The organism is Salmonella sp. NW645 (assembly GCF_051703725.1).
In the GTDB taxonomy this organism is placed as follows: Bacteria; Pseudomonadota; Gammaproteobacteria; order Enterobacterales; family Enterobacteriaceae; genus Salmonella; species Salmonella enterica.
On sequence record NZ_JAMMKR010000002.1, the window covers coordinates 299,492 to 325,350 of the forward strand.

A 25,859-nucleotide genomic window follows, 5' to 3' on the forward strand; every position below is an offset into this window, starting at 1 on the left:
TTCAGGGATATGATTCATGAATAACGTTATCAGTAGTAAAGATAACCATAATCACACGTTGGTGTTTACAGGCAAGGGCGGAAAGTATTTTGTTATTTGCCTTGTGAATTTCTTGTTGACGTGTATCACGTTGGGAATCTATGCGCCGTGGGCGATGGTGAAATGTCGACGTTATATTTATACTAATATGACGCTAAACAATCAGCCTTTTGCTTACAAAGCCACGGGCGGCGCATTATTTATTAGTGTGTTGTTAGTTTTTATTATTTATATTGTTAGCCTCTCTCTTATTGAACACGGTCATCCCGGTCTCGGTTTTACGCTATTCGGCTTATTAATTGCGATTATTCCTTTTATGGCGGTGAAAGGATTACAGTATCAGGCGATGATGACTTCGCTTAATGGCGTACATTTTGGATTCCAGTGTTCCATGCGGCGCGCCTGGTGGTACATGTTCGCTCTCCCGGTACTCCTGATGGTGGCGCTTTATATTGTTCTTTATATTATCTCACTGGTAACCATCGCCGTCGGCGGTTTAGTGTTCAATATCGTTTTTCTCGGTTTGCTGGCTATTATTGGGATAGGGGTCATTAACGGTATTACCTACAGCAAATGGATGACCTTGTTTGGCAATGGCGCAAACTTTGGCATTCATCGTTTCTCGATTCAGGTTAATGTTAAAACGTGCATCAGAGGGTGCGTGTTGGCAATGTTGACCCTTTTCCCTTTTGCTGTCGTGATTGGTTATCTAATCGCGCCGGTGTTCACCGACATGATTCTTTTGAGTATGATGGGGAATGCGCAGGCAGGAGGGGCGCTTATTCTGCAATATTATGGCCAGATAATGGCATGTTATTTCCTCTATTTTCTCGCGATTATTGTGGTAACCAGTTACTTATATGTGGCGTTACGCAACCTGTTTTTAAACAATTTGTCACTGGCGAACGATTCGATTCGTTTTCATTCCTCTGTCACTGCACACGGTATGCTGTGGCGGTTACTGGTGGTGTTTGTGATTTCCGGCGTGACCTTAGGGCTGGCTTATCCGTGGTTGAAAATTTGGCTGGTGAGCTGGCTGGCGCAGAATACACAGGTCCAGGGCGATCTGGATTCGCTTGAGTTAACCAATGATGAGAAGCCGCTGGAAAACAGCCTGCTAATGTGGATTTCTCGTGGCATTATGCCTTACTTCCCGTTTATCTGATGTAAAAAGGCCGACGTTTACGTCGGCCCATAATTCATGTTGTCGGATGGCGGCGTGAATGCCTTATCCGGTCTACCGATCGCGCCATGTCAATAAGCGAACGTGTAGGCCTGGTAAGCGAAGCGCCATCAGGCTTTCAGATTACAGCGCGCTAATAACCGCCTGCTGCTCAATCAGTTTCGCTTTGGCTTCTGCGTAACCGTCCAGCTTCTCACGCTCTTTGGCAATCACCGCTTCCGGCGCACGGGCGACGAAACCTTCGTTGGACAGTTTGCCTTCGATACGGGCAATCTCGCCTTCGATTTTCGCCACTTCTTTCGCCAGACGCGCCAGCTCATCGTCTTTGTTGATGAGGCCTGCCATCGGGATCAGCAGTTCGGCGCCGTCGATGATTTTGGTCACGGAAACCGGGCCTTTGTCATCGGCTGGCAGCACGGTGATGCTTTCCAGACGCGCCAGGGTTTGCAGGAAGCTACGGTTGTCGTTAACACGACGAACGGCTTCTTCACTACAGCCGCGCAGCAGCAGTTCCAGCGGTTTGCCCGGGGCGATGTTCATTTCCGCACGAATGTTACGTACTGCGACGATCGCCTGCTTCAGCCACTCGGTATCGGCCAACGCGGCTTCATCCACCTGTGCGGCGTTATATTCCGGGAACGGCTGCAGCATGATGGTGTCGGCGGTAATACCACAGATAACCTTCACGCGCTGCCAGATGGTTTCGGTAATGAACGGGATGATAGGATGCGCCAGGCGCAGCAGACCTTCCAGAACGGTGACCAGCGTATGGCGGGTGCCGCGCAGTTCAGACTCGGAACCCCCGGTCATTACCGGCTTGGTCAGCTCCAGATACCAGTCGCAGAACTGGTTCCAGGTGAATTCATACAGAATGCCCGCGGCGATATCGAAGCGGAAGCTGTCCAGCGCGTCGCGGTAGGCTTTAACGGTCTGGTTGAATTCCGCCAGGATCCAGCGGTCCGCCAGCGACAGCGTCATTTCGCCGCCGTTGAAGCCGCAATCCTGCTCTTCGGTGTTCATCAGCACAAAGCGGCTGGCGTTCCACAGCTTGTTACAGAAGTTACGATAACCTTCCAGACGCTTCATATCCCAGTTGATATCGCGGCCGGTCGAAGCCAGCGCCGCCAGGGTAAAGCGCAGGGCGTCGGTGCCGTGCGGCTCGATGCCATTCGGGAACTGCTTCTCGGTACGCTTGCGAATTTTCTCCGCCATCTGCGGCTGCATCATGTTGCCGGTGCGTTTTTCCAGCAGTTCCGGCAGGGAGATGCCGTCCACCATATCCAGCGGGTCGATAACGTTACCCTTGGATTTGGACATCTTCTGGCCTTCGTCGTCGCGAATCAGACCGGTCATATAGACGGTATGGAACGGCACCTGCGGCTTGCCGTTTTCATCTTTGATGAAGTGCATGGTCATCATGATCATGCGGGCAATCCAGAAGAAGATGATATCGAAGCCGGACACCATCACGCTGGTGGGGTGGAACTGACGCAGGGCGTCGGTGTTTTCCGGCCAGCCGAGGGTGGAGAAAGTCCACAGCGCGGAGGAGAACCAGGTATCGAGAACGTCTTCGTCCTGACGAAGCTGAACGTCGGCACCAAGGTTGTTTTCCTGACGCACTTCGTCTTCTGTACGGCCAACGTAGACGTTGCCGTCGTTGTCATACCATGCCGGGATACGGTGACCCCACCACAACTGACGAGAGATACACCAGTCCTGGATATCACGCATCCAGGAGAAGTACATGTTTTCGTACTGCTTCGGCACGAACTGAATGTCGCCGTTTTCAACCGCTTCCACCGCCGGTTTCGCCAGCACGTCTGCACGCACATACCACTGGTCGGTTAGCATCGGTTCGATAACCACGCCGCCACGGTCGCCGTAAGGGACGGTCAGGTCGTGCGGTTTAATTTCTTCCAGCAGGCCCAGCGCGTCAACGGCAGCAACGACTGCTTTACGGGCAGCAAAGCGTTCCAGCTTCTGGAACTCAGCCGGAATCTCGCTGGAATAAACGTCAGACTCTTCACCTTTGGTATCGAACACTTCCGCGCTTTCGCGGATGTCGCCGTCAAAGGTCAGGATGTTGATCATCGGCAGGGCATGACGTTTCCCGACCTCATAGTCGTTAAAGTCGTGCGCCGGGGTGATCTTCACGCAGCCGGTGCCTTTTTCCATATCGGCATGTTCGTCGCCAACGATTGGAATGCGGCGGTTAACCAGCGGCAGAATAACGAATTTGCCAATCAGATCTTTATAACGCGGATCTTCCGGGTTCACGGCCACGCCGGTATCGCCCAGTACGGTTTCCGGACGGGTGGTGGCGACAACCAGGTAATCTTTACCGTCTGCGGTTTTCGCGCCGTCGGCAAGCGGATAGCGGATGTGCCACATCGAGCCTTTGGACTCGCGGTTTTCCACTTCCAGGTCAGAGATGGCGGTGCGCAGTTTCGGGTCCCAGTTCACCAGGCGTTTGCCACGGTAAATCAGGTCTTCTTTGTACAGGCGAACAAAGACTTCTTTCACGGCATTGGAAAGGCCTTCGTCCATGGTGAAGCGCTCGCGTTCCCAGTCAACGGAGTTGCCGAGACGGCGCATCTGACGGGTAATGGTGCCGCCGGATTCCGCTTTCCACTGCCAGATTTTGTCGATAAACGCATCGCGGCCGTAGTCGTGACGGGTTTTACCTTCTTCAGCGGCAATCTTGCGCTCAACCACCATCTGGGTCGCGATCCCGGCGTGGTCGGTGCCGACCTGCCACAGAGTGTTTTTACCCTGCATACGCTGGTAACGGATCATGGTATCCATGATGGTTTGCTGGAAAGCATGTCCCATATGCAAACTGCCGGTGACGTTCGGCGGCGGGATCATGATGCAGAAGGACTCTTTGCTTTCGTCGCCGTTAGGCTTGAAATAGCCCTGCTTTTCCCAGTGCTCGTAAAGCGGCTGTTCGATATCTTGGGGGTTATATGTCTTTTCCATTATTTCCAGGTTGCCGTATTCAGGTTAAAACCAGCCACGCGGTAGGCTTTGTAGCGTTCGCGCGCCAGTTGTTTCAAAGTTTCTTCGTAAGGGACGAAGTCTACCACTTCTGTGAAAGCGGTGGCAAAATCTGCAAAGCTTGTACGCAGGCTGATTAAAATATCGCGCGGGCTGCTGTTGCGTTTTTGCGGCCAGGCAATTTCAACCGGCGCGCCGCCGCGTGGGCCTTCGCCTGCCAGATTGTGCGGGACAAAACTTTCCGCCGGTCTTGCCCACAGCGCTTCATCCAGCCGAATGGCCTGCTTCTCATCTTCGCAGGCGATCAGCACGCGCTTGCCGGCGCGCCAACGTTCTGCGGCAATTTCACACACCAGTTGTTCAACGGCGCTTAAACCGTTGACGGTAGTGTCATTGTCCAGAAGATAGAACGTCGCATTCTTCATATATGGGGCTTCTTGTGGTGGATTTAAATGCGTTGCCATGATGCATCCCGTAGGCCGGATAAGCGCAGCGCCATCCGGCAAAACGCCTGATGGCGGCGCTAATACGCCTTATCAGGCCTACGGGGTAATCTCAAACTTACTCTTCGCCGTTAAAGCCCGCACGATTGAGCAGGAACTGCGACAGCAGCGCTACCGGACGACCCGTCGCGCCTTTCGCTTTGCCGGATCGCCAGGCGGTGCCGGCGATATCCAGGTGCGCCCAGTTATACTTACGGGTAAAGCGTGACAGGAAGCAGCCCGCGGTGATAGCGCCGCCAGGACGACCACCAATATTCGCCATATCCGCAAAGTTGGACTCCAGTTGTTCCTGGAACTCATCGCCCAGCGGCAGACGCCACGCGCGGTCGCCCGCTTGCTCGGACGCGCCGATCAGTTCATGCGCCAGCGGGTTATGGTTCGACATCAGACCGGTAATGTGATGGCCCAGCGCAATCACGCAGGCACCGGTTAGCGTCGCGACGTCGATAACCGCTTCCGGCTCGAAGCGTTCAACGTAGGTCAGCACGTCGCACAAAACCAGACGGCCTTCGGCGTCGGTGTTCAGGACTTCAACGGTTTGACCAGACATGGTGGTCAGCACGTCGCCCGGACGATACGCGCGTCCGCCCGGCATGTTTTCACAGCCCGCCAGCACGCCGATAACGTTAATCGGTAGCTGAAGCTCGGCAACCATACGCATCACGCCGTAAACCGCCGCCGCGCCGCACATGTCGTACTTCATCTCGTCCATCCCTTCAGATGGCTTGATGGAGATGCCGCCGGAGTCGAAGGTCAGGCCTTTACCCACCAGCACGATCGGGCGCGCGTCTTCGGATGGATTGCCCTTGTACTCAATCACCGACATCAGCGATTCATTCTGCGAACCGTGGCCGACCGCCAGATAAGCGTTCATACCCAGTTCGCGCATTTGCTGTTCGCCGATTACGCGGGTGATGACATTTTTGCTGTAGCTGTCGGCCAACTGGCGCGCCTGTGACGCCAGGTAGGCGGCGTTACAGATATTGGGCGGCATGTTGCCGAGATCTTTCGCTGCCTTAATCCCGGCGGCGATGGCCAGACCGTGCTGAATGGCGCGTTCGCCGCTGGTGAGCTCACGGCGGGTCGGCACATTAAAGACCATCTTACGTAGCGGGCGGCGCGGCTCGCTCTTGTTGGTCTTGAGTTGATCAAAGCTATAAAGCGTCTCTTTGGCCGTTTCGACGGCCTGACGCACTTTCCAGTAGTTGTTGCGGCCTTTGACGTGCAGTTCGGTCAGGAAACAGACGGCTTCCATCGAACCGGTATCATTCAGAGTATTTATCGTTTTCTGAATAACCTGCTTATACTGACGTTCATCAAGCTCGCGCTCTTTGCCGCAACCAATGAGGAGGATTCGCTCGGAAAGAACGTTAGGAACATGGTGCAGCAACAGAGTCTGCCCCGGTTTTCCTTCCAGTTCGCCGCGACGCAGCAATGCGCTGATGTATCCGTCGCTAATTTTGTCGAGCTGTTCTGCAATCGGAGAAAGGCGACGCGGTTCAAAGACGCCCACGACAATGCAGGCACTCCGCTGTTTCTCCGGGCTACCGCTTTTTACACTGAACTCCATGCACTATGCTCCTGAATCTTAAAGACAACAGTGGTGGCTACAGCTATACTCGTCGTCTTTCAAGTTGCAGATGCGTTGGCTGCGCCTGCTCACCCCTGTCGCTTACCTGATGTAAGCTCCGGGGCTCCACAGTCTTGCCGCCTGCCTGCAACTCGAAATCCATTAGAGTATAGAAATTGAAAGCTTTCGTAACTCATATCCGCTGTTGCGGTGACTTCGTGTTAATCTTAACGTTATTACGGCATTGGCACGTCAGAACAAGTTCTGAGAGGTGAATCCGCTGAGTATAATGATCTTAGCGATGATTTCGACGACTCAAGAGAATAAATGACGTTTAAGCCATGAAACAAGCTAAATTCCAGCAAAAAAATGGGTTTTTACGGGCGTATTTAAAGTGATAATCATAAGATATCTGGTGCGGGAGACGCTCAAAAGCCAGCTGGCGATACTCTTCATCTTACTTTTGATCTTCTTTTGTCAAAAGTTAGTGAGGATTCTCGGCGCGGCGGTTGACGGCGATATTCCCGCAAATCTGGTGCTCTCGCTTCTGGGGCTGGGCGTACCGGAAATGGCGCAGCTCATCCTGCCTTTAAGCCTGTTCCTGGGGCTGCTGATGACGCTGGGCAAACTGTATACCGAAAGTGAAATTACGGTCATGCACGCCTGTGGGTTGAGCAAAGCCGTGCTGGTAAAGGCCGCCATGGTACTGGCGTTATTTACCGGTATCCTTGCGGCGGTTAACGTGATGTGGGCCGGTCCCTGGTCGTCAAAACACCAGGATGAAGTGCTGGCGGAGGCGAAAGCGAACCCCGGTATGGCGGCGCTGGCGCAGGGGCAATTCCAGCAGGCGACCAACGGCAGCTCGGTGCTGTTTATCGAAAGCGTTGATGGCAGCGACTTCCACGATGTTTTCCTGGCGCAGATTCGCCCTAAGGGCAATGCTCGTCCTTCTGTGGTAGTGGCTGATTCCGGACACCTTACTCAGTTGCGCGATGGTTCCCAGGTTGTCACCTTAAACAAAGGGACACGTTTTGAAGGAACGGCGTTGCTACGCGATTTTCGCATCACCGACTTCCAGAACTATCAGGCGATTATTGGCCATCAGGCCGTGGCGCTGGACCCGAACGATACCGACCAGATGGACATGCGCACGCTGTGGAATACCGACAACGATCGCGCTCGCGCCGAGCTGCACTGGCGTATCACGTTAGTCTTTACCGTATTTATGATGGCGCTGATGGTCGTGCCGCTCAGCGTGGTGAATCCACGTCAGGGGCGCGTCTTGTCTATGTTGCCCGCCATGCTGCTTTATCTGCTGTTCTTCCTGATCCAGACCTCCATTAAATCGAATGGCGGTAAAGGCAAACTGGACCCGGTTATCTGGATGTGGGCGGTCAACCTGATCTATCTGGCGTTGGCGATTGGTTTAAACCTGTGGGATACGGTGCCGGTCCGCCGCCTGCGTGCCCGTTTTCTGCGTAAAGGAGCGGTATAATGCAGCCATTTGGTGTACTTGACCGCTATATCGGTAAAACCATTTTTACCACCATCATGATGACGTTGTTCATGCTGGTGTCGCTCTCCGGGATCATCAAGTTTGTCGATCAGCTGAAAAAAGCGGGGCAGGGTAACTACGACGCGCTGGGCGCGGGTATGTACACCCTGCTCAGCGTACCTAAGGATATCCAGATCTTCTTTCCTATGGCGGCGCTGCTTGGCGCGCTGCTGGGACTGGGGATGCTGGCGCAGCGTAGCGAACTGGTGGTGATGCAGGCATCGGGTTTCACCCGTATGCAGGTGGCGCTGTCGGTGATGAAAACGGCTATCCCCCTGGTGCTGTTAACCATGGCGATCGGCGAATGGGTCGCCCCGCAGGGCGAGCAGATGGCGCGTAACTATCGTGCGCAGGCGATGTATGGCGGTTCGCTGCTTTCCACCCAGCAAGGTCTGTGGGCGAAAGACGGGAATAACTTTGTCTATATTGAACGGGTGAAGGGCGACGAGGAGCTGGCCGGCATTAGTATTTACGCTTTCAACGATCAGCGTCGTTTGCAGTCGGTGCGTTACGCCGCTTCGGCAAAATTCGACCCGGAGCATAAGGTCTGGCGTTTGTCGCAGGTGGATGAGTCCGATCTGCAAAACCCGAAACAGATCACCGGTTCGCAGACGGTGAGCGGTACCTGGAAAACGAATCTGACGCCGGATAAGTTAGGTGTGGTGGCGCTGGACCCGGATGCGCTTTCCATCAGCGGTCTGCATAACTACGTTAAATATCTGAAGTCGAGCGGACAGGACGCCGGACGTTATCAGCTCAATATGTGGAGTAAAATCTTCCAGCCGCTCTCCGTGGCGGTGATGATGCTGATGGCGCTGTCGTTTATCTTTGGCCCACTGCGTAGTGTGCCGATGGGCGTGCGCGTGGTGACGGGGATTAGCTTCGGCTTCGTCTTTTACGTTCTCGACCAGATTTTTGGCCCGCTGACGCTGGTATACGGCATTCCGCCGGTTGTCGGCGCGCTGCTGCCGAGCGCGTCTTTCTTCCTGATTAGCCTGTGGCTAATGCTGCGTAAGTCGTAATCACAGGCTGCCATCCGGCAATGCAGTAAAGCGCAGTGCCTGATGGCGCTGCGCTTATCCGGCCTACCAGGATCCGTAGGCCTGATAAGTCCTTTCCGCCGCCATCCGGCAGATAGCCTGGTATTCCTCGAATGATGTAGCGCATAACCTGACGCGTGGCGCTTTTGGCTACGCGTTAAGCACAGACAAGCTGCGGGAAAGAGCATAAACGCAGTAGTTCAAAAATTTATAATGTGTTGCCGTGATAAATCTGATAACCCAAATCAATCGTATTATGGTTGAGATCGTTATTTTTAATTTTGTTGAGCAACATCTGCGCGGCCCTGCGCCCGATCTCAAAACGAGGGGTAATTACGCTGGCGAGGCTCGGTATCATTTGCCTGCCCATCTCCAGACCGTGGAAGCCGGCGATGGAGATCTGCTCCGGTACGGCCAGTTGACGCTCGCGGCACCACAGTAGAGCGCCCATTGCGATATCGTCATTTGTACAAAAGACGCCATCCACGTCCGGGTGCGCAGCAAGCGCATCACGCATTAGCTGTATCCCCAGATGGATAGAGGAGATAGCGCGGGGATTGATGCGCAACGGCGCCAGCCCCCGGCGCGTCATCGCATCGCAGTAGCCATGATAACGCTGCTCATCACGGATATCGTCTTTTGAACCCAGATAGAGGATTTTTCGCCGCTGGCGTTTATCCAGCATGGTGCTGACCATATCAAAGGCGGCCTGACGGTTATCAAACCCCACCTCCATATCTAAGCGATCGCCCTGGATATCCATGAGTTCTACAATCGGAAGGGTAGCTGAGCGCAGGAATTTGACGGTTCTGAGGGTATGATATTTTTCTGAAAGAATAATGCCGTCGATATTGTAAGACAGTAAATTGATAACGGACTCTTCTTCCGAATCGCGATTGTAATTGTAATTCGCAATGAGAGTTTGGTAGTTATGACCCGACGTTACGGATTCAATCCCGGCAAGAATGTCGGCAAACAACTGGTTCTGAAAAGAGGGGATCAGCACGCCCAGAGTGTAACTTTGCGCGTTTAACAGCATAGCTGGCGCGCGATTTGGTATGTAGTTAATTTCCTCCATGATCTGTGCAATACGCTCGCCGGTTTCCCTGGCGACTTTTTTCGGCGAGCGGATGTAACGGCTCACCGTCATTTTTGTCACGCCAGCAAGCGTAGCGATATCCTGCAAAGAAATTCTGTGATTCCTCATGTTTTCTCCAGTACCGGGGGCGGGAACGTCGCCCCCATGGTTAATTGGGCTGCGGATGATGAATTAATGCAGAACCGCATTCAGCGCCAGTACGCCCAGCAACCCCATGACAGAAATCAATGTTTCCATAACGGTCCAGGTGCGTAGGGTTTCCCCGACGCTAAGATTAAAATACCCTTTAAACAGCCAAAAACCGGGATCGTTAACATGTGATGCAATAACGCTTCCCGCGCCTGTCGCCAGTACCATTAACGCCGGATCGGCGTGGGTTACGTTAATAATCGGCAATACGACGCCCGCTGTGGTTATCGCGGCCACGGTCGCGGAACCTAACGCAATACGCAGCACGGCGGCTACCGTCCAGCACATTAATAACGGAGATAGCGAGGTGCCGGTCATTAATTGCGAGATATATTGACCCACGCCGCTATCCACCAGCACTTGCTTAAACGCGCCGCCGCCCGCGATGATAAAAACAATCATCGCAATAGCGCCAATGGACTCGCCGACGATATCCATCACCTGCTCAACCGTACGTCCATTGCGTCGCCCCAGCGTAAAAATGGCGATGATAATGGCAATAAACAACGCCACTGCTGGATTACCGATAAATTCGAAGAAAACCCGCACGGCATTCGTTTTTGGCAGCGTGATTTCACATACCGCTGCGATGGCCATCAGAATGACCGGGATCACGGCGGCAAAAATACTGTTCCAGAATGACGGCATCTCTTCTTCACTGAATAGGTGAGGATTAAATAATCCTTCAGGCGGCGCTTTTTCAAATCGCGCCAGTAATTTTGAAAACAGAGGGCCGGCAACAATCACTGTCGGTATGGTAATGATTAACCCATACAGCAGGGTCGTACCGAGATTTGCCTCAAAAATTGTCGCAATAGCGGTAGGGCCGGGATGCGGCGGCAGGAAGCAGTGCGTAACGGATAAGGCGGCGACCATTGGAACCCCGACATACAGCAAGGGCAGTCCCGATGAGGCCACAATCGTAAAAACGAGCGGCAACAGCAGTACGAATCCGACTTCAAAAAACATTGCCAGGCCGACGATAAGCCCGGTGATCACCAGCGCCCATTGCACGCGTTTTTTGCCGAACGTATTAATGAGCGTCGTCGCAATGCGCTGCGCGGCGCCGGTATCGGAAATTAATCTTCCCAGCATCGCGCCAAAACCGAGGATCATGGCGAGTCCGCCCAGAGTACCGCCAATTCCGTTTTGTATGGAGTGCAGGACGTCTTGCGCGCCCATCCCTTCGGCAAATCCCACCACGGCGGCAACCAGAACAAGGGCGATAAAGCCGTTAACTTTAAAGCCAATCATTAAGACCAACAGCAGCGCAACGCCTGCCGCAATAATTATTAATGGCATATTCGTCTCTCTTATTAGCGCCAAAATAGCAGCGCTTACGCGCTGCATCGTATTTCCCTGGTCAGACGGCAACCAGCATACCGCCATCGACAAACAGCAGATGTCCGTTAACAAAGTCGGAGGCTTTTGACGAGAGAAACACCGCTGCGCCAATAAGCTCCTGGGGATCGCCCCAGCGTGCGGCAGGCGTACGTTTGCATAGCCAGGAGGTGAAGGCTTCATCTTCAACCAGCGCTTTGGTCATCTCCGTTTTGAAGTATCCCGGCGCAATACCGTTGACCTGGATATTATGACGCGCCAGCTCCACGCACATGCCGCGAGTCAGCATCTTCACGGCACCCTTCGACGCGGCGTATGGTGTAATCGTGTCGCGGCCCAGCTCGCTTTGCATCGAACAGATGTTGATCACTTTTCCTGCCTGCCGCGCCACCATACGGCGCGTAACGGCCTGAGAGACGAGAAAAACCGCGGTCTGATTTACGGCGATGACGTCATTCCACTCCTGCTCGGGAAACTCAGTAAACGGATGACGGCGCTGGATACCGGCGTTATTTATCAGGACGTCAATGACGCCGATATCTTTTTCGATATGTTCAACCGCAGCTTCAATATCCTGTTTATGGGTGACATTAAAGGGAGCGGCAATAGCCTTTATCCCTTCCTGCTGAAGTTTCGTCACGGCTGTTTCGGCGCGCTCCGGGGTAATATCGTTAACAATAATGCGCGCGCCATAGCGACCAAGACCGGTTGCCAGCAAATAACCAATTCCCTGAGCGGCTCCGGTGATAAGGATATTTTTACCTGCCAGAGAAAAAAGATCGTTCATGATAGTGTCCCTTATTTTACTTTCTCAGAAAACGAGCTGAACTTTTGCCGCCTGTGTTTTGTCTCCGGCAAAGATCAGCGCCGCTTCCAGGTCGGTAAATGGATATTCCGCGCTCAGTAACGGCAGCGGATTGATAACGCGGTTGGCAAGCCAGGAAACCGCAGTATTAAATTCGGTAGTAAAACGGAAAGAGCCTTTCAGGGAGATCTCTTTGCTTATTACCATCATCATCGGGAAGTTGGGAACTGCGCCGCCCATGCCAACCTGCACCATCACGCCTTTTGCCCGTGTGACTTCCAGACACGTTGAGATAGAGGAAGGATGCCCGGAGACTTCAAAACTGATATCGAAATACCCTTTTTCTGCTTTCCAGCCATCAAGAGAATCATGCTGTGGGTTCACCAGCGTATCCGCGCCCATCTGCCGGGCCAGCGAGAGAGAACGGGTACTGATATCGGCACATACCACTTCCGCCGCGCCCAGCGTTTTTACCGCGCTAACAATCAGGCAGCCGATAGGGCCAACGCCGGAGATAAAGACGCGTTTGCCCTGCAGATCGCCCGCCTCATGAGCCGCATGAATGGCAACCGCCAGCGGTTCGGCAAAGGCCATGGCTTTTTCGTCTGCCTGTTCCGGCCAGGGAATGCACTGAACGGTATCGACAGCTTTAAATCGGGTAAAACCGCCATCGACATGCGGAAAATACATGGCGCTGCCAAAGAAACGCATTTCAGTACAGTGGTTTTCTTCATGCTGCAGACAGTATTTGCAATGACCGCAAGGCTTCGATGGATTAATCGCTACCGGTTGTTCTTCACGTAATAAATCTGAGTCGCTATGAACGATTTTGCCAATCACTTCATGACCTAAAATCATTGGCGCTTTTACTGTAAAATTGCCGACTTTGCCTTCCTGATAATAATGTAAGTCAGACCCACAAATGCCGCCTCGGGTAATTTGTACGAGTGTTCCTTTATTATTCCATTCAATATTTTGTTCCGTAACGGCAACAGCACGCTTACCCGCAACAACGCAGGATTGAGTTTTTACTTCCATAAATTCCTCACTGGTCAGGTAGTTACCCTGAACGCATTTAAGCGGTTTTATTTGTCATTATTTGTGACTTATGTCACGCTGGAAAATTGTTACACTACAATGTTACGCATAACGTGATGTGCCTTAGAGTTCTTCTCTATGGAAATTAAAAAACGTGAAATTGTCGAACGTAGAGGCGTAATATTGTGGTGTGGAATATGACTCAGAGGTATTTAAATGGCCGGGGAAAGCTATATTTTAATGGGTGTTTCAGGTAGTGGTAAATCTTTAATAGGCAGCAAAATTGCAACATTATTTTCTGCGAAGTTTATTGACGGCGATGATCTCCATCCGGCGAAGAACATTGATAAAATGTCTCAGGGAATACCGTTAACTGATGAAGACCGTTTACCCTGGCTGGAACGATTAAATGACGCTTCATACAGTCTTTATAAAAAAAATGAGACGGGATTTATTGTCTGCTCGTCATTAAAAAAACAGTACCGCGATATTTTACGTAAGAGCAGCCCTAACGTACATTTCCTGTGGCTGGATGGCGATTACGCTACCATTCTGCAGCGAATGCAGCGTCGTGCCGGGCATTTTATGCCGCCAGACCTGCTGCAAAGTCAGTTTGACGCGCTGGAGCGACCGTGTGCCGATGAACATGATATTGCGCGTATCGATGTTAATCATGACATCGAGCACGTGACGGAGCAGTGCCGACTGGCTGTACAGGCTTTTCGTCAGGCACTCAGCGCTTCCTGATCATTATCAAAGCGCTGAGTCAGGCGGTCAGAAGTCAGCTTTTAGCACTACACGATAGCGGGCTTTGCCGTCGCGAACGTGCTGGATAGCCTCGTTGATTTGTGACATTGCGAACAGTTCCGTGGTGGGCGCGACTTTACTGCGTCCGGCGAATTTCATCAGTTTGCGAAGTTCATATGGCGTTCCGGTTGCCGAGCCTGAGATACTGCGATCGCCGGCAATTAATGTAAACGCCGGTACGGGCAGCGGCTTCAATACGGCCCCAACGGTATGGAAGTTACCGCCATACGTCAGAGCTTCGAAGTAGGGCTGCCAGTCGAGATCGACGTTGACCGTGTTAATAATGAGATCGAACTGACCCGCCAGTGCTTTTAACGCTTCCGGATCGCGGCTGTTCACCACGTTATTGGCCCCCATCACCAGCACTTCCTGCTCCTTCGATGGATTTGAGCTGAACGCGGTGACTTCGCAGCCCATTGCATGTAACAGCTTTATGGCGATATGCCCCAGCCCGCCGATACCGATGACGCCAACGCGGCTGGTAGCAGTAATATGGTGCATCAATAGCGGTTTAAAGACCGTAATGCCGCCACATAACAGCGGGCCTGCGGACGCCATATCTATATTCTCCGGAAGAGGAATTACCCACTGCCAGCCCACGCGAAGCTTCTCGGCAAAACCGCCACGATTGAGGATAGTGGGCACTGCGCCTTCCAGGCAGTTAATTTGATTGCCGCTGATACAGGCATCGCAGTGTCCGCAGCTGCGCGCCGTCCAGCCTATTCCAACGCGCTGGCCGACTTTTAGTCCCTTATCCTGTGCCGCGCTGCCGAGTGCGGCCACCCGACCGATGACCTCATGTCCGGCAACCAGAGGGTATTGAGAGAACCCCCATTCATTGTCGATCATCGACAGATCGGAATGGCAGATCCCGCAGTAGTCGACCCGTACTTCGACATCTTCCGGTTGGAGTTCTCCCGCGTCATATTCATAGAGTTCGAGCTCGCCGCCCGCCTCTTTGGCGGCGTAGCTTTTTATTATCGTCATTGTGCTTCCCTTAATGTGGTGTTGAACTGAAAAGTGTAGAGCATGGAGGCAAGGGACGCCTGGCGTTAATCTGCTGGAGAAGGCGGGAAGTAGCCTGATTATTCTATTTAATACTCAACGCTGCTGAAATTTTCAGCACTTAGCGATACAGGTGTATGCTCGTGCTTGCATGGCGGCGTATGACAGGTATAATCCACAACGTTTTCCGCATACCTCTTCAGTGCCGAAGTGGCGAAATCGGTAGACGCAGTTGATTCAAAATCAACCGTAGAAATACGTGCCGGTTCGAGTCCGGCCTTCGGCACCATTAGTACTTCCAAGACCATCCGAGAAAGTCCAATTATCCCTTTAAAATCAATGCTTGCAGCGATTTTTACGTCCTGAGCCGTCCGAGGTTGTCCGTTGAAATCCGGATGTCATTGGGGGCATAATTGGGGGCATCTTAACTTCGATTAGAAATGTGCCCCCAAATGAAGCTCAACGCCAGACAGGTCGAGACCGCAAAGCCAAAAGACAAAACCTACAAAATGGCCGATGGCGGCGGTTTGTATCTAGAGGTTTCGGCCAAGGGTTCTAAATACTGGCGCATGAAATACCGACGCCCCTCAGACAAAAAAGAGGATCGCCTCGCTTTTGGTGTTTGGCCTACTGTGACGCTTGCTCAGGCAAGAGCAAAGCGCGATGAAGCTAAAAAGCTGCTAGTGCAGGGCATTGACCCAAAAGCCGAACAGAAAGAAGCTCAGGCCGAGAATTCGGGGGCATATACATTCGAAACCATTGCTCGTGAATGGCACGCCAGTAACAAGCGCTGGAGTGAAGACCATCGATCGCGCGTTCTTCGCTATCTTGAGCTTTATATCTTCCCTCATATTGGTTTGTCCGACATTCGTCAGCTCAAGACTAGCCACCTGTTAACCCCGATTAAAAAAGTTGATGCAAGTGGTAAGCATGACGTCGCGCAGCGTCTTCAGCAGCGTGTCACGGCTATCATGCGTTATGCAGTACAGAACGATTACATCGACTCAAATCCAGCCAGTGATATGGCCGGTGCTTTATCGACAACCAAAGCGCGACATTACCCCGCTTTACCCTCTAGCCGGTTCCCTGAGTTTCTTGCACGTCTTGCTGCATATCGTGGCCGTGTAATGACACGGATCGCGGTTGAGCTTTCCTTGCTCACTTTCGTGCGTTCAAGTGAGTTACGTTTCGCGCGTTGGGATGAGTTCGACTTCGATAAATATCTTTGGCGCGTACCAGCAAAACGAGAAGAAATTAAAGGCGTGCGTTACTCGTACCGTGGCATGAAGATGAAAGAGGAGCATATAGTTCCGCTTAGTCGACAGGCGATGATTTTGTTAGAGCAACTCAAGCAGATTAGTGGTGATAAAGAGCTGCTTTTTCCGGGGGATCACGACGCAACTAAGGTTATGAGTGAAAACACTGTAAATAGCGCATTGCGTACTATGGGCTATGACACGAAAACCGAGGTCTGTGGGCATGGTTTTAGGACGATGGCGCGTGGTGCATTGGGTGAGTCAGGGTTATGGAGTGATGATGCGATAGAACGGCAGTTGAGCCATTCAGAGCGTAACAATGTACGTGCGGCATATATTCATACTTCTGAGCATTTGGATGAGCGTCGTTTAATGGTTCAGTGGTGGGCTGACTATCTCGATGCCAACAAAAATGAATTCATAACTCCATTCGATTATGCGAAACTTCAAACATATTGATGTTGAGGAGCATTTGCCTCTCTCTTTTCGAGAGAGAGGCAAATGCTTTTAAGCAGAAACAATTCTTCTATAGCGTTGACTAAATGCGTCTTTGCCCCCTTCCATTATGTCACAGATGTTTTTCCTTACTTCACGTTCTTGTAATCCCCCGAAGGAGAGGAAATCAGTAATACCTGACTGCTGGCTTAATGAAACAACTAGTTCAGAGTCTCCGTTCACAACAATGTTAGGATTGTGAGTTATTATAATTATTTGCCTTTTGCATTTGCTTTCCTTTATTTTTTTTACAATGAGTTCATAAACCAGCTGGTTATCTAAATCATCTTCAGGTTGATCTAAAATTATAGGATCATCTCCATAGGAAAGTAAAAATGCGAGAACTGTTGCTGCCTTCTGGCCTGCTGAGCCCTGAGATAGATCTTTAAATTTTCGACCGTCATTATATTTTACTGTGATTGAATCACTAGGGAACCAGCATATTAAGGCGGTGAGTTCTTCCTCAGATAATGAGTTTTTAAAATCGAAGAAACGCTTGCTTAACTTCACATCCAATATTGTGTTAGCTGTTTTATCAAAAAATCCATTTTTTAGTTCTTGGATTTTTTTTATAATCCCATCATTGTCCTCTGAAATTTCTTTGATCTTAACGTTTAATATATTTAAAAAGCCATTGTCATCTTCATTATATATTTCATTGCTGAATGCAGTATCATTTTTATTGATGGCGTTTCTAAAACTACTTTCAAGGAATTGTTTATCTCCACAAAAATCAACATTAACTTTAAAGTTAGTGTTATTATCATTTATGTCGACAAGGAATTGTCTTCTCCGGGCTGTGAGTTCTTTACGAAGTTCAACTAACTTCTTATAACTTTGAACAATTTCTTCTTTTTTTTGTTCAATAGTTTTTTCATCGGCAGCGATTTTACTTAATCGTTCTGACAGTGCTTTTCTTGTACCAATGAGGCTTTCATATTCGCTTGGGTTATTAACCCCACTAGCTTGTAGGTTAGCTACTAATGTGGTGTATTGATTTTTATTGGCAATAATTTCTTGATTCAGTGCAGATGAGTCAAACCAATTGCTTAATCCTTTAATTTCGTTAGTGACATCATTGATGGTCTTATTGAATGTGATAATACTATCTTCAACTTTTTGTTGAATATCTAGGATTTTGTTTTGGGTGGTCGTTTCATTTTGATTAATAAAAAGTTCAGAATTAACTTCAAGTTTAATTGGTCTGGTTTGAGTAATGTAACTAGTTATATTTTCAAGAAAATCAACGTGTTCTGTAATAAAATTACGTATCAAATTATCTTGATTTAAAGATTTCTGATAATTCGCTAATATGCTAGCATGACTGGATCTTTCAATAGATGCTATTTTTTGATTAATATCATTTAATTGGCCAGTTAAGGTACTTTTAGTGGATATATTTGTCTTTAAATCTTTAACTTCTCTTCTTAACTGAAAAATTGTGCTAACTTCATTTTCCCATTTATAATTCCATTCGGTTAAGTTAACAATACTTGACTCATCAATCAGGTTTAAAAGATAATTCGGTGAACGAGATATTTCATATATTTGTTTTTGACTGAATATTTTTACGGGGAATCTACCTATTACATCACCTTCTTCTAGGATAATGCTTTGTCCATCAATTCGGTTTATGGATATTTTCTGGTCTCCATAGCCCCATTCTAACCTATAATGATTTTCTCCTTTTAAGTACTCTACGTGAATGCTACTATCTTCTAAAAAGACACCATCATCATCTCTGCTCTGAGCTTTTTTGGCTAGTTTAGAATAAGAGTTAAACATTTCTTTGTTAGATGATAACTGTTCCAGCTCTTTCTCTCTTCCCAAAGCTGTTCTCATAAACTCTAAAACGGTTGATTTACCGCTTCCTCTTCCACCTATAATACAATTTAACCATGGATGAAATTGTATTGAAAATTCATTTACTCTTCCACAGTATTTAGTTTTGTTTATCTTTATGGATGTAATTCTATTTTCCGCGTAAATATTTGGAGAGTTTGGGTGTTGATCTGATCTTTTCAATGAGTCATCACCGTCAAACAAAGCAAGTTTTAATCCATCAATTGATGGTGTACCCATTTTTACCCACGTAAAAGCTCTACCAACTGTATTAGGGTGGTGAGAATCTGAACCAATTACCTCAGGAAGTCCTGTTTGTAACGAAACATACCCGCGCAGTGGACTTGAACCTGGCTGGTTGGTTTCATATTCATCGTGCGTTCTTATTATTTCAACTGCAGAAGCATTAGTAAGTATCTGCTTTAGGGTCGGACCTGAAGAATGAACGGTGCAAAGTCCACTCGCTTTGTCAATATGTGCTGGAATCGCAACTCCCCCACGACTAATAATTAAATCAATTACGTCTTGTGGGCTGATTTGAGTTACTGCATCACTATCCCCATCTGTACCGGAGTAGTTAGTTGCTCCAATTATCTGATATATAAAACTAGATGTTTTATCAATGTCGAATATACCTAAGATGTGAATGTTACCATGTGCTGTAATTTCTATACTTGGAAATATATATATTGAATGCCCCTCTGATCTTAAATTTTCTGCTTCTAGTTTTAATTTATCGATCCAAGATCCAGTATTATGATCGGTCACGGCTATGCATTCAATTCCGTGGTGAATATAATCTAATAACCATTGCCTTGGGGTCATTGTTTGTTTTATTTGATGGTCTGCTTTACCGTAATCCATTGATGCGGGTGTATGTGTGTGGAAATCAAACTTCCACCACTTTGAACCTATTTGCTGCATGACATCCTCCTGTCGGATTAATGGTTCATCATGATTTTTTGGTTTTTTTCAGTGTTACTTGACCTACTTTAACCTTTTTTTTTATCTCAAACATCCTACTAAAATATAATTAATAAATACTTATCGCGCGCAATGCTCTCCCCGCCACGCCTGCCCGCTTAAGAGGTCGCTTTTAATGCAGGTGCATGAACCGACTCAGGCCGCGCCGGTACTGGCGCGGTGGGGAAAATAAAATACGGGGATTTGCATGCAAAACCATGCACCTTATGGATGCATGGCTTTTTTCGGGAAAAATAGCGGAATTTTCGGGGATTTTTTCGCGTGCTACCGTGCAGCCAGTTCTGCACGTCGGCGGGTGTAAATCAGGTTCTGTGCCGGGGTGAATTTCTCGCGATTATCATCCCGCGAAGCCGCATCAGGCCTGAATCCGATGGCCGTTAAAATGTCGCTGTCCTGCTCGGAATAATTAATTTTTTCACCGGCGGCCAGCCACACCGACAGGGCTTCACGCAGATAATCAACCGAGTGCTGCATGGCGCTCTGTTTTACTGCGGGAAGCTGTTCGTGATATCCCATCAGCTCAGGTGCCAGCGTGGCGGCCAGCTCCGCGCCGTGCTGCTGCATAAAGTCATGGAGCCGGTTGCGGATGCTGATGTGCTGCACCTCCTCATGTGAGCGGATATAGCGACCGGCGGCCTGATTAATCTCCCATTTTTTCACATCGATATTGTCGCGCAAATCCTGCATTCTGCGCGGAATTTGTTCGTCACCGGCAAGGAGCTGTTCACGGTATTCCCGTTCAAGGTCTGCCAGTTCGGCTTTACGTTTCAGCCAGGTATTTTTGTTCGTCTGACAGGCCTCAAAGGCCTGCTGTATGGTCACAGTGGTCACGAGTCTCTCTCCTGATTAATGTCGGAACGGCGAGCTGTAGCAGCCCTGTACTTTACGCGGCGGCGGTGGCGTCACCGGGGCGGGGTCGGTTTTCTCCGGTGCGGCACGTATCACACCGTCAACCGACTCGATGGTGCGGAAAGTGGCCGAACATTCGATATTGGTACACTGGTGATAACGCTGTTTGACGTTTTCCGACAGATACCGGCTGGTACGGACGTGCGCGGTCTTTTTGCAGAACGGACAGTGAAACATAATTCAGCCCTCTGCCTGTTCGTGGTCTTTTGCGGCCAGTTCAGCGGCAAGCTTCATCCGTCTGGCTGGGCTTCTTAACAGCGCCATATCAACCCCGGTTATTACCGGGCGATTCATGCCGGTTACGGACAGGACCGGCTCCTGCTCCATATCAAAATGATACAGAGCTGACTGCAGATTCAGGGCATCACCCAGCTCACGGGTCACGGTCGCACGCGGCGAGGTTTCTCCGCTCATTTCCAGCGACCGTATACGCAACAGAAAGGCACGTAACAGTGCGGGGCTGATACCGGTCAGCACTTTCTTCCATTCGCTGTTAGCGTAAGTGGTGAACGCTTTTTCATGGGCGCTGATATAAGCAGTACCGGAGGAGCATGCTCCAAGCATGGCGTGGCTTTTGTCTTTCTCCAGCTCGGTAATCAGACCGGTGAACTCATCAGCCAGTTCGCGGCTGGCGATACGTTTACTGTGTTCAGCTTTCAGTTCAGGAGTGAGGTTGCCGCGCAGAGTTCGAAAGCGGCTGCGCCAGTCCTGTTCAGCCTGTGCACTTTCACTGAGCGCGGTCTGTCGTTCCTGCTCACAACGCTGAATGGAAGCCTCAATGTCGCTGAGTTTACCCATGCTGGCCGTGTGTGCGTCTTTTGCTTCGTTAAGTGCGGTCAGCGCACCGGCAATACGTTGTTCCGCGCCTTCATCCTGTTTACTGATAACGGTCTGCATGGCTTTGATAATGAGTTCGGGTTTCATGTTCAGGCTCTCCGTGTGTTCAACCTGAAATGATTCTGACGCCTCCTGCACAACAACACGATTCATTACCGTTGTCAGAGTGCTGGCACAAACAGACCTTAAAAACCGGCTGGCCAGAGAAAGGTCGCAGGAAAACCTTACTCACCGTTTGTTTTTTTACTTATAACTATTCACCACTGTTCACCTTAAATAAAAAGATAAGCAATACAGTAAGTTAAAGGGTGAACAGTTGAAGGTCTGACTGTTCACCGTCTGTTCACCACTGTTCACCCTCCTGTTTTGCTCTGGTTATAGCATTTAGACTTTATTTTGACTAAAAATGAAAAATATATAACTAAAAGAAATAGAAATTGCTGCATTGTAATGCAGTGATTTGCATATGTTTGCCAGCGTTTGCCATTGTTTGCCAGAGCGAAAAGTCAATGTTTGTTTCCCCGAAAATCTCACATGACCTGAGGAAAAATATAGACATAATAAGGAGCTACCCGAAGCCGGACGGACACGACCGGCACTGTATGGACTTTGTGAGGTAGCCCGATGCACACTGCTTTTTCTTCCCCGTCTTCTGCCCCTGCCGCGCCGCTGATGCCGGTTTCTGATACCGTTCACGAGCGCTTTATCCGTCTGCCCGAAGTGATGCATCTGTGCGGCCTGTCCCGCTCGACCATTTACGACCTCATCAGCCGGGAAGCCTTCCCGAAACAAATCTCCCTCGGCGGAAAAAATGTGGCGTGGGCGCAGTCTGAAATCACTGCATGGATGGCAGATCGCATTGCCGAACGTAACCGGGGCTATGACGCATGATGATGACCGTTCAGCAAACAGCCCCTTTTTCTGGCTTGCTTCTTTTCGCCGTTTCCAGGTATAGTTTTATCGCTGTCGCAAAATCGGCAGCCGGGCGTAGGAACCCGAGTTACTCAATGGCGACACCGGACGCGCCATGCGTCTTTTTTTACGTCGTTGCTCAGGCACACCCATTTTTCGGGCTGTGGTGTTTACACCTTAGCCCCTGTCAGATAATGGTGATCCGGGCGGGGCAGCCTTCGGGCTGGCCGGTATTCATTGAGGCCGGTATTCCTACCCCCGTTCGGGTCACCACCCATGAGCGTAGGAACTCCGGTGGTGGCAATAACCGCTACTCAATGGAGGTTGCCACTATGGCTACGACCCTCACCCCGTCACACCCGCAGTTTGTCTTTGTATTTGCCGCTGTTCGTCGCGCAGACCGTAAACCCCGTATTTGTATGCTTCGCACCGTTGCCGGTGATGAGCACGCCGCACGCCTTTCTCTTGTTCGCGATTACGTCCTCTCGTTTGCTGGCCGTCTGCCGGTTGCGGAGGTGCGCGCATGAGACACACCACCATTACCGCCCGTGACCTCGAATGTCTTGAGCATATGCGCAATGTCGGCCAGCTCGTCGGCGACCTGATGCAGGTGCAGGACTGCGCCACCGTTCGTCGTGACCCGGCACAGCACTTACAGCTCACCTCCGTGATTTACCTCATGACCGCCCAGCTCGACGGCGTGGTCGAACGCTGCAATCAGCAGTGGCTGACCGGGGAGGGTAACGTATGAAAAAGCCATTACCGCCCGTATTACGCGCCGCGCTGTATCGTCGCGCAGTGGCCTGTGCATGGCTGACCCTGTGCGAACGCCAGCACCGCTACCCGCACCTCACCCTAGACGCGCTGGAAAGCGCCATTGCCGCCGAGCTGGAGGGCTTCTACCTGCGCCAGCACGGCGAGGAAAAAGGCCGCCAGATTGCCTGTGCACTGCTGGAAGATTTAATGGAAGCCGGTCCACTCAAAGCCGCGCCGTCGCTGTCCTTTCTCGGGCTGGCCGTGATGGATGAGCTTTGCGCCCGTCATATCACGTCGCCGGTACTGCACTGAGGGAGAAAACAACGATGAAAATGAACGTAACAGAAACGGTAAAACAGGCATGCGGCCACTGGCCGCGCATTCTCCCGGCGCTGGGTGTGAAGGTGATTAAAAACCGCCATCAGTCCTGCCCGGTGTGTGGCGGCTCTGACCGTTTCCGCTTTGACGATAAAGAGGGGCGCGGGACGTGGTTTTGCAATCAGTGCGGCGCGGGTGACGGGCTTAAGCTGGTAGAGAAAGTGTTTGGCGTGACCCCGTCAGAAGCTGCCGGGAAGGTGAACGCCGTGACCGGCAACCTGCCGCCGGTTGCCCCTGAGGTGATTGCGGCCTCAGAGGCTGAAACCGATGCCGACCACAAGGCAGCGGCCGCGCTGGCGGTCAGGCTCATGGAGAAAACCCGACCGGCCACCGGCAATGCCTACCTCACCTGCAAGGGGTTCCCCGATCTGGAATGTCTGACGCTCACCGTCATGCATAAAACCGGCGGCGTGACGTTCCGCACCGGGGATGTGGTTGTCCCGCTGTATGACGATACCGGCGTACTGGTTAACCTTCAGCTTATCAATGCAGACGGTCTCAAACGCACCCTGAAAGGCGGTCAGGTCAAAGGGGCATGTCATATCATCGAAGGGAAAAAACAGGCCGGAAAACGCCTGTGGATTGCAGAGGGTTATGCGACCGCACTCACCGTGCATCACCTGACCGGGGAAACCGTCATGGTGGCGCTGTCCTCCGTGAACCTCCTTTCTCTGGCGAGCCTTGCCCGTCACAAATACCTGGCCTGTCAGATTGTCCTCGCCGCCGACCGTGACCTTAACGGCGACGGCCAGAGTAAAGCCGCTGCGGCCGCAGATGCCTGTGAGGGCATTGTTGCCCTGCCGCCGGTGTTCGGTGACTGGAATGATGCGTTTATGCAGAAAGGTGAAGAAGCCACCCGGAAAGCCATTTATGACGCTATCCGGCCACCGGCGCAAAGTCCGTTTGATACCATGAGTGAAGCTGAATTTACCGCCATGAGCGCCAGCGACAAGGCTTTGCGGGTGCATGAGCATTACGGCGAAGCGCTGGCGGTGGATGCGAACGGCCAGCTCCTGTCCCGCTATGAAAACGGCATCTGGAAAAATATCCCTGCCGCCACTTTTTCACGGAATGTGGCTGACTTATTCCAGCGTCTGCGCGCCCCGTTCTCATCGGGGAAAATTGCCTCGGTGGTGGAGACCCTGAAACTGATTATTCCGCAGCAGGATACTCCGGCGCGTCGTCTGATTGGCTTTCGCAACGGGGTACTCGATACCCAAAGCGGCCTGTTCAGCCCGCACAGTAAATCACACTGGCTGCGCACGTTGTGCGACGTGGATTTCACCCCGCCGGTGGACGGGGAAACGCTGGAGACTCACGCGCCGAACTTCTGGCGCTGGCTCGACCGTGCGGCTGGCAAAAATCCACAAAAACGCGATGTGATACTGGCTGCGCTGTTTATGGTGCTGGCGAACCGTTACGACTGGCAGCTCTTTCTCGAAGTGACCGGTCCCGGCGGGAGTGGAAAAAGTATTCTGGCTGAAATCGCGACCCTGCTCGCCGGAGAGGATAACGCCACGTCAGCCGATATCGACACGCTGGAAGACCCGCGCAAGCGTGCCTCCCTGATTGGCTTCTCGCTTATTCGTCTGCCTGACCAGGAAAAATGGAGCGGTGACGGCGCAGGGCTTAAGGCCATCACCGGCGGCGATGCGGTCTCGGTTGACCCGAAATACCAGAACCCCTATTCCACGCATATTCCGGCGGTGATTCTGGCCGTGAACAATAATCCCATGCGCTTCACCGACCGCAGCGGCGGTGTGTCACGTCGCCGGGTGATTATTCACTTCCCGGAACAGATTGCCCCGGAGGAACGCGACCCGCAGCTCAGGGATAAAATTGCGCGCGAGCTGGCCGTGATTGTGCGCCAGCTTATGCAGAAATTCAGCGCCCCTATGACCGCCCGCGCACTGCTCCAGTCGCAGCAGAACTCCGACGAGGCGCTCAGCATTAAGCGCGATGCTGATCCGACGTTTGATTTTTGCGGTTATCTGGAAATGCTCCCGCAGACCAACGGGATGTTTATGGGGAATGCCAGCATCATCCCGCGTAATTATCGTAAATATCTCTATCACGCGTATCTGGCCTATATGGAGGCTAACGGGTACAGGAACGTGCTCAGCCTGAAAATGTTCGGGCTGGGGCTGCCCATGATGCTGAAAGAGTACGGCCTGAATTATGAGAAGCGGCACACCAAGCAGGGGATACAAACCAATCTGTCGCTGAAAGAGGAAAGCTACGGCGACTGGCTGCCGAAGTGCGACGACCCCGCAGCAACATAACCTCACTCAGACCGGCAACAGCCGGTCTTTTCTTTTA

General features: G+C 51.2%; 23 protein-coding genes and 1 tRNA gene. 12 read left to right on the forward strand and 12 right to left on the reverse strand.

All coding sequences use genetic code 11. The features are described from left to right. The first annotated feature begins 16 nt into the window (after window positions 1-16). Entirely contained in the window at window positions 17-1,204 is a 1,188-nt protein-coding gene (locus tag NA389_RS05290) for a YjgN family protein (protein ID WP_001066974.1), read from the forward strand. A gap of 141 nt (window positions 1,205-1,345) precedes the next feature. On the opposite strand, the gene NA389_RS05295 is transcribed toward NA389_RS05290, so the two are convergent. The 3 genes from NA389_RS05295 to pepA all read right to left on the reverse strand — a co-directional run bounded on the left by NA389_RS05295 (window position 1,346) and on the right by pepA (window position 6,292). Further along, window positions 1,346-4,201, reverse strand: coding sequence for a valine--tRNA ligase (locus NA389_RS05295; RefSeq protein WP_000416343.1), 2,856 nt, complete (start codon window positions 4,199-4,201; stop codon window positions 1,346-1,348). Further along, a complete protein-coding gene (holC, locus tag NA389_RS05300; protein ID WP_001523689.1) occupies window positions 4,201-4,644 on the reverse strand; it encodes a DNA polymerase III subunit chi in 444 nt (147 codons plus the stop codon). Before holC ends, NA389_RS05295 begins: the two co-directional genes overlap by 1 nt. Window positions 4,645-4,780: 136 nt before the next feature. After that, window positions 4,781-6,292, reverse strand: a complete 1,512-nt coding sequence (pepA, locus tag NA389_RS05305) for a leucyl aminopeptidase (protein WP_000397158.1) — start codon at window positions 6,290-6,292, stop codon at window positions 4,781-4,783. Window positions 6,293-6,572: 280 nt separating this feature from the next. On the opposite strand from pepA, the gene NA389_RS05310 reads away from it, so the two are divergent. The 3 genes from NA389_RS05310 to lptG all read left to right on the forward strand — a co-directional run bounded on the left by NA389_RS05310 (window position 6,573) and on the right by lptG (window position 8,869). After that, the gene (locus NA389_RS05310) at window positions 6,573-6,623 is read left to right on the forward strand and encodes a hypothetical protein (protein ID WP_212724070.1); all 51 of its coding nucleotides are present in this window, start codon (window positions 6,573-6,575) and stop codon (window positions 6,621-6,623) included. A 63-nt stretch (window positions 6,624-6,686) separates the two neighbouring features. Beyond that, window positions 6,687-7,787: an LPS export ABC transporter permease LptF gene (gene lptF / locus NA389_RS05315; RefSeq protein WP_000584132.1), complete on the forward strand. Its 1,101-nt coding sequence runs from the start codon at window positions 6,687-6,689 to the stop codon at window positions 7,785-7,787. Next, the gene (gene lptG / locus NA389_RS05320; protein ID WP_001182243.1) at window positions 7,787-8,869 is read left to right on the forward strand and encodes an LPS export ABC transporter permease LptG; all 1,083 of its coding nucleotides are present in this window, start codon (window positions 7,787-7,789) and stop codon (window positions 8,867-8,869) included. Before lptF ends, lptG begins: the two co-directional genes overlap by 1 nt. Window positions 8,870-9,095: 226 nt before the next feature. On the opposite strand, the gene idnR is transcribed toward lptG, so the two are convergent. From idnR to idnD, 4 genes are all read right to left on the reverse strand, one after another. Beyond that, complete coding sequence (gene idnR / locus NA389_RS05325; RefSeq protein ID WP_001244060.1) at window positions 9,096-10,094, reverse strand: DNA-binding transcriptional regulator IdnR; 999 nt, start codon at window positions 10,092-10,094, stop codon at window positions 9,096-9,098. A 63-nt stretch (window positions 10,095-10,157) separates the two neighbouring features. Next, window positions 10,158-11,477 carry a gnt-II system L-idonate transporter gene (gene idnT, locus NA389_RS05330; RefSeq protein ID WP_001128356.1) on the reverse strand — a complete coding sequence of 440 codons (1,320 nt, stop codon included), beginning with the start codon at window positions 11,475-11,477 and terminating at the stop codon, window positions 10,158-10,160. Between the two features lie 61 nt (window positions 11,478-11,538). Beyond that, entirely contained in the window at window positions 11,539-12,303 is a 765-nt protein-coding gene (gene idnO, locus NA389_RS05335) for a gluconate 5-dehydrogenase (RefSeq protein ID WP_000998688.1), read from the reverse strand. A 24-nt stretch (window positions 12,304-12,327) separates the two neighbouring features. Then, window positions 12,328-13,359 carry an L-idonate 5-dehydrogenase gene (gene idnD, locus NA389_RS05340; RefSeq protein ID WP_000453339.1) on the reverse strand — a complete coding sequence of 344 codons (1,032 nt, stop codon included), beginning with the start codon at window positions 13,357-13,359 and terminating at the stop codon, window positions 12,328-12,330. Between the two features lie 216 nt (window positions 13,360-13,575). On the opposite strand from idnD, the gene idnK reads away from it, so the two are divergent. Next, the gene (gene idnK, locus NA389_RS05345) at window positions 13,576-14,106 is read left to right on the forward strand and encodes a gluconokinase (RefSeq protein WP_000896756.1); all 531 of its coding nucleotides are present in this window, start codon (window positions 13,576-13,578) and stop codon (window positions 14,104-14,106) included. Window positions 14,107-14,133: 27 nt separating this feature from the next. Here the strand turns inward: idnK and ahr are convergent, their stop codons facing one another. Then, on the reverse strand, window positions 14,134-15,153 hold the full coding sequence (gene ahr, locus NA389_RS05350) for an NADPH-dependent aldehyde reductase Ahr (protein WP_000152559.1): 1,020 nt from the start codon (window positions 15,151-15,153) through the stop codon (window positions 14,134-14,136). Window positions 15,154-15,375: 222 nt separating this feature from the next. Between ahr and NA389_RS05355 the strand changes: the two genes are divergently transcribed. Beyond that, window positions 15,376-15,460: transfer RNA gene (locus NA389_RS05355), tRNA-Leu, on the forward strand. A gap of 163 nt (window positions 15,461-15,623) precedes the next feature. Continuing rightward, a complete protein-coding gene (locus tag NA389_RS05360) occupies window positions 15,624-16,886 on the forward strand; it encodes a tyrosine-type recombinase/integrase (protein WP_071645930.1) in 1,263 nt (420 codons plus the stop codon). A 48-nt stretch (window positions 16,887-16,934) separates the two neighbouring features. Here NA389_RS05360 and NA389_RS05365 read toward each other — a convergent pair whose 3' ends face one another. The 4 genes from NA389_RS05365 to NA389_RS05380 form a co-directional block, all read right to left on the reverse strand. Continuing rightward, window positions 16,935-19,688 carry a TrlF family AAA-like ATPase gene (locus NA389_RS05365; protein ID WP_001184065.1) on the reverse strand — a complete coding sequence of 918 codons (2,754 nt, stop codon included), beginning with the start codon at window positions 19,686-19,688 and terminating at the stop codon, window positions 16,935-16,937. 324 nt (window positions 19,689-20,012) lie between these two features. Continuing rightward, window positions 20,013-20,579: a phage polarity suppression protein gene (locus NA389_RS05370; protein ID WP_000214425.1), complete on the reverse strand. Its 567-nt coding sequence runs from the start codon at window positions 20,577-20,579 to the stop codon at window positions 20,013-20,015. Window positions 20,580-20,594: 15 nt separating this feature from the next. After that, window positions 20,595-20,834, reverse strand: coding sequence for an STY4826 family bacteriophage gene regulatory protein (locus NA389_RS05375; RefSeq protein WP_000468231.1), 240 nt, complete (start codon window positions 20,832-20,834; stop codon window positions 20,595-20,597). 3 nt (window positions 20,835-20,837) lie between these two features. Further along, window positions 20,838-21,581, reverse strand: a complete 744-nt coding sequence (locus NA389_RS05380) for a hypothetical protein (protein WP_001667090.1) — start codon at window positions 21,579-21,581, stop codon at window positions 20,838-20,840. A gap of 537 nt (window positions 21,582-22,118) precedes the next feature. Between NA389_RS05380 and NA389_RS05385 the strand changes: the two genes are divergently transcribed. From NA389_RS05385 to NA389_RS05405, 5 genes are read left to right on the forward strand one after another with little or no spacing between them, the layout of a single operon-like run. Next, complete coding sequence (locus NA389_RS05385; protein ID WP_000556587.1) at window positions 22,119-22,385, forward strand: helix-turn-helix transcriptional regulator; 267 nt, start codon at window positions 22,119-22,121, stop codon at window positions 22,383-22,385. Further along, entirely contained in the window at window positions 22,382-22,933 is a 552-nt protein-coding gene (locus NA389_RS05390) for a host cell division inhibitor Icd-like protein (RefSeq protein WP_000980370.1), read from the forward strand. Before NA389_RS05385 ends, NA389_RS05390 begins: the two co-directional genes overlap by 4 nt. Continuing rightward, on the forward strand, window positions 22,930-23,157 hold the full coding sequence (locus tag NA389_RS05395; protein ID WP_001216597.1) for a hypothetical protein: 228 nt from the start codon (window positions 22,930-22,932) through the stop codon (window positions 23,155-23,157). The genes NA389_RS05390 and NA389_RS05395 overlap by 4 nt, the downstream gene beginning before the upstream one ends. Beyond that, window positions 23,154-23,474 carry a DUF5375 domain-containing protein gene (locus tag NA389_RS05400; protein ID WP_000743146.1) on the forward strand — a complete coding sequence of 107 codons (321 nt, stop codon included), beginning with the start codon at window positions 23,154-23,156 and terminating at the stop codon, window positions 23,472-23,474. Before NA389_RS05395 ends, NA389_RS05400 begins: the two co-directional genes overlap by 4 nt. Before the next feature lie 14 nt (window positions 23,475-23,488). Beyond that, on the forward strand, window positions 23,489-25,822 hold the full coding sequence (locus tag NA389_RS05405) for a primase-helicase zinc-binding domain-containing protein (RefSeq protein ID WP_000783709.1): 2,334 nt from the start codon (window positions 23,489-23,491) through the stop codon (window positions 25,820-25,822). Window positions 25,823-25,859: the final 37 nt, after the last annotated feature.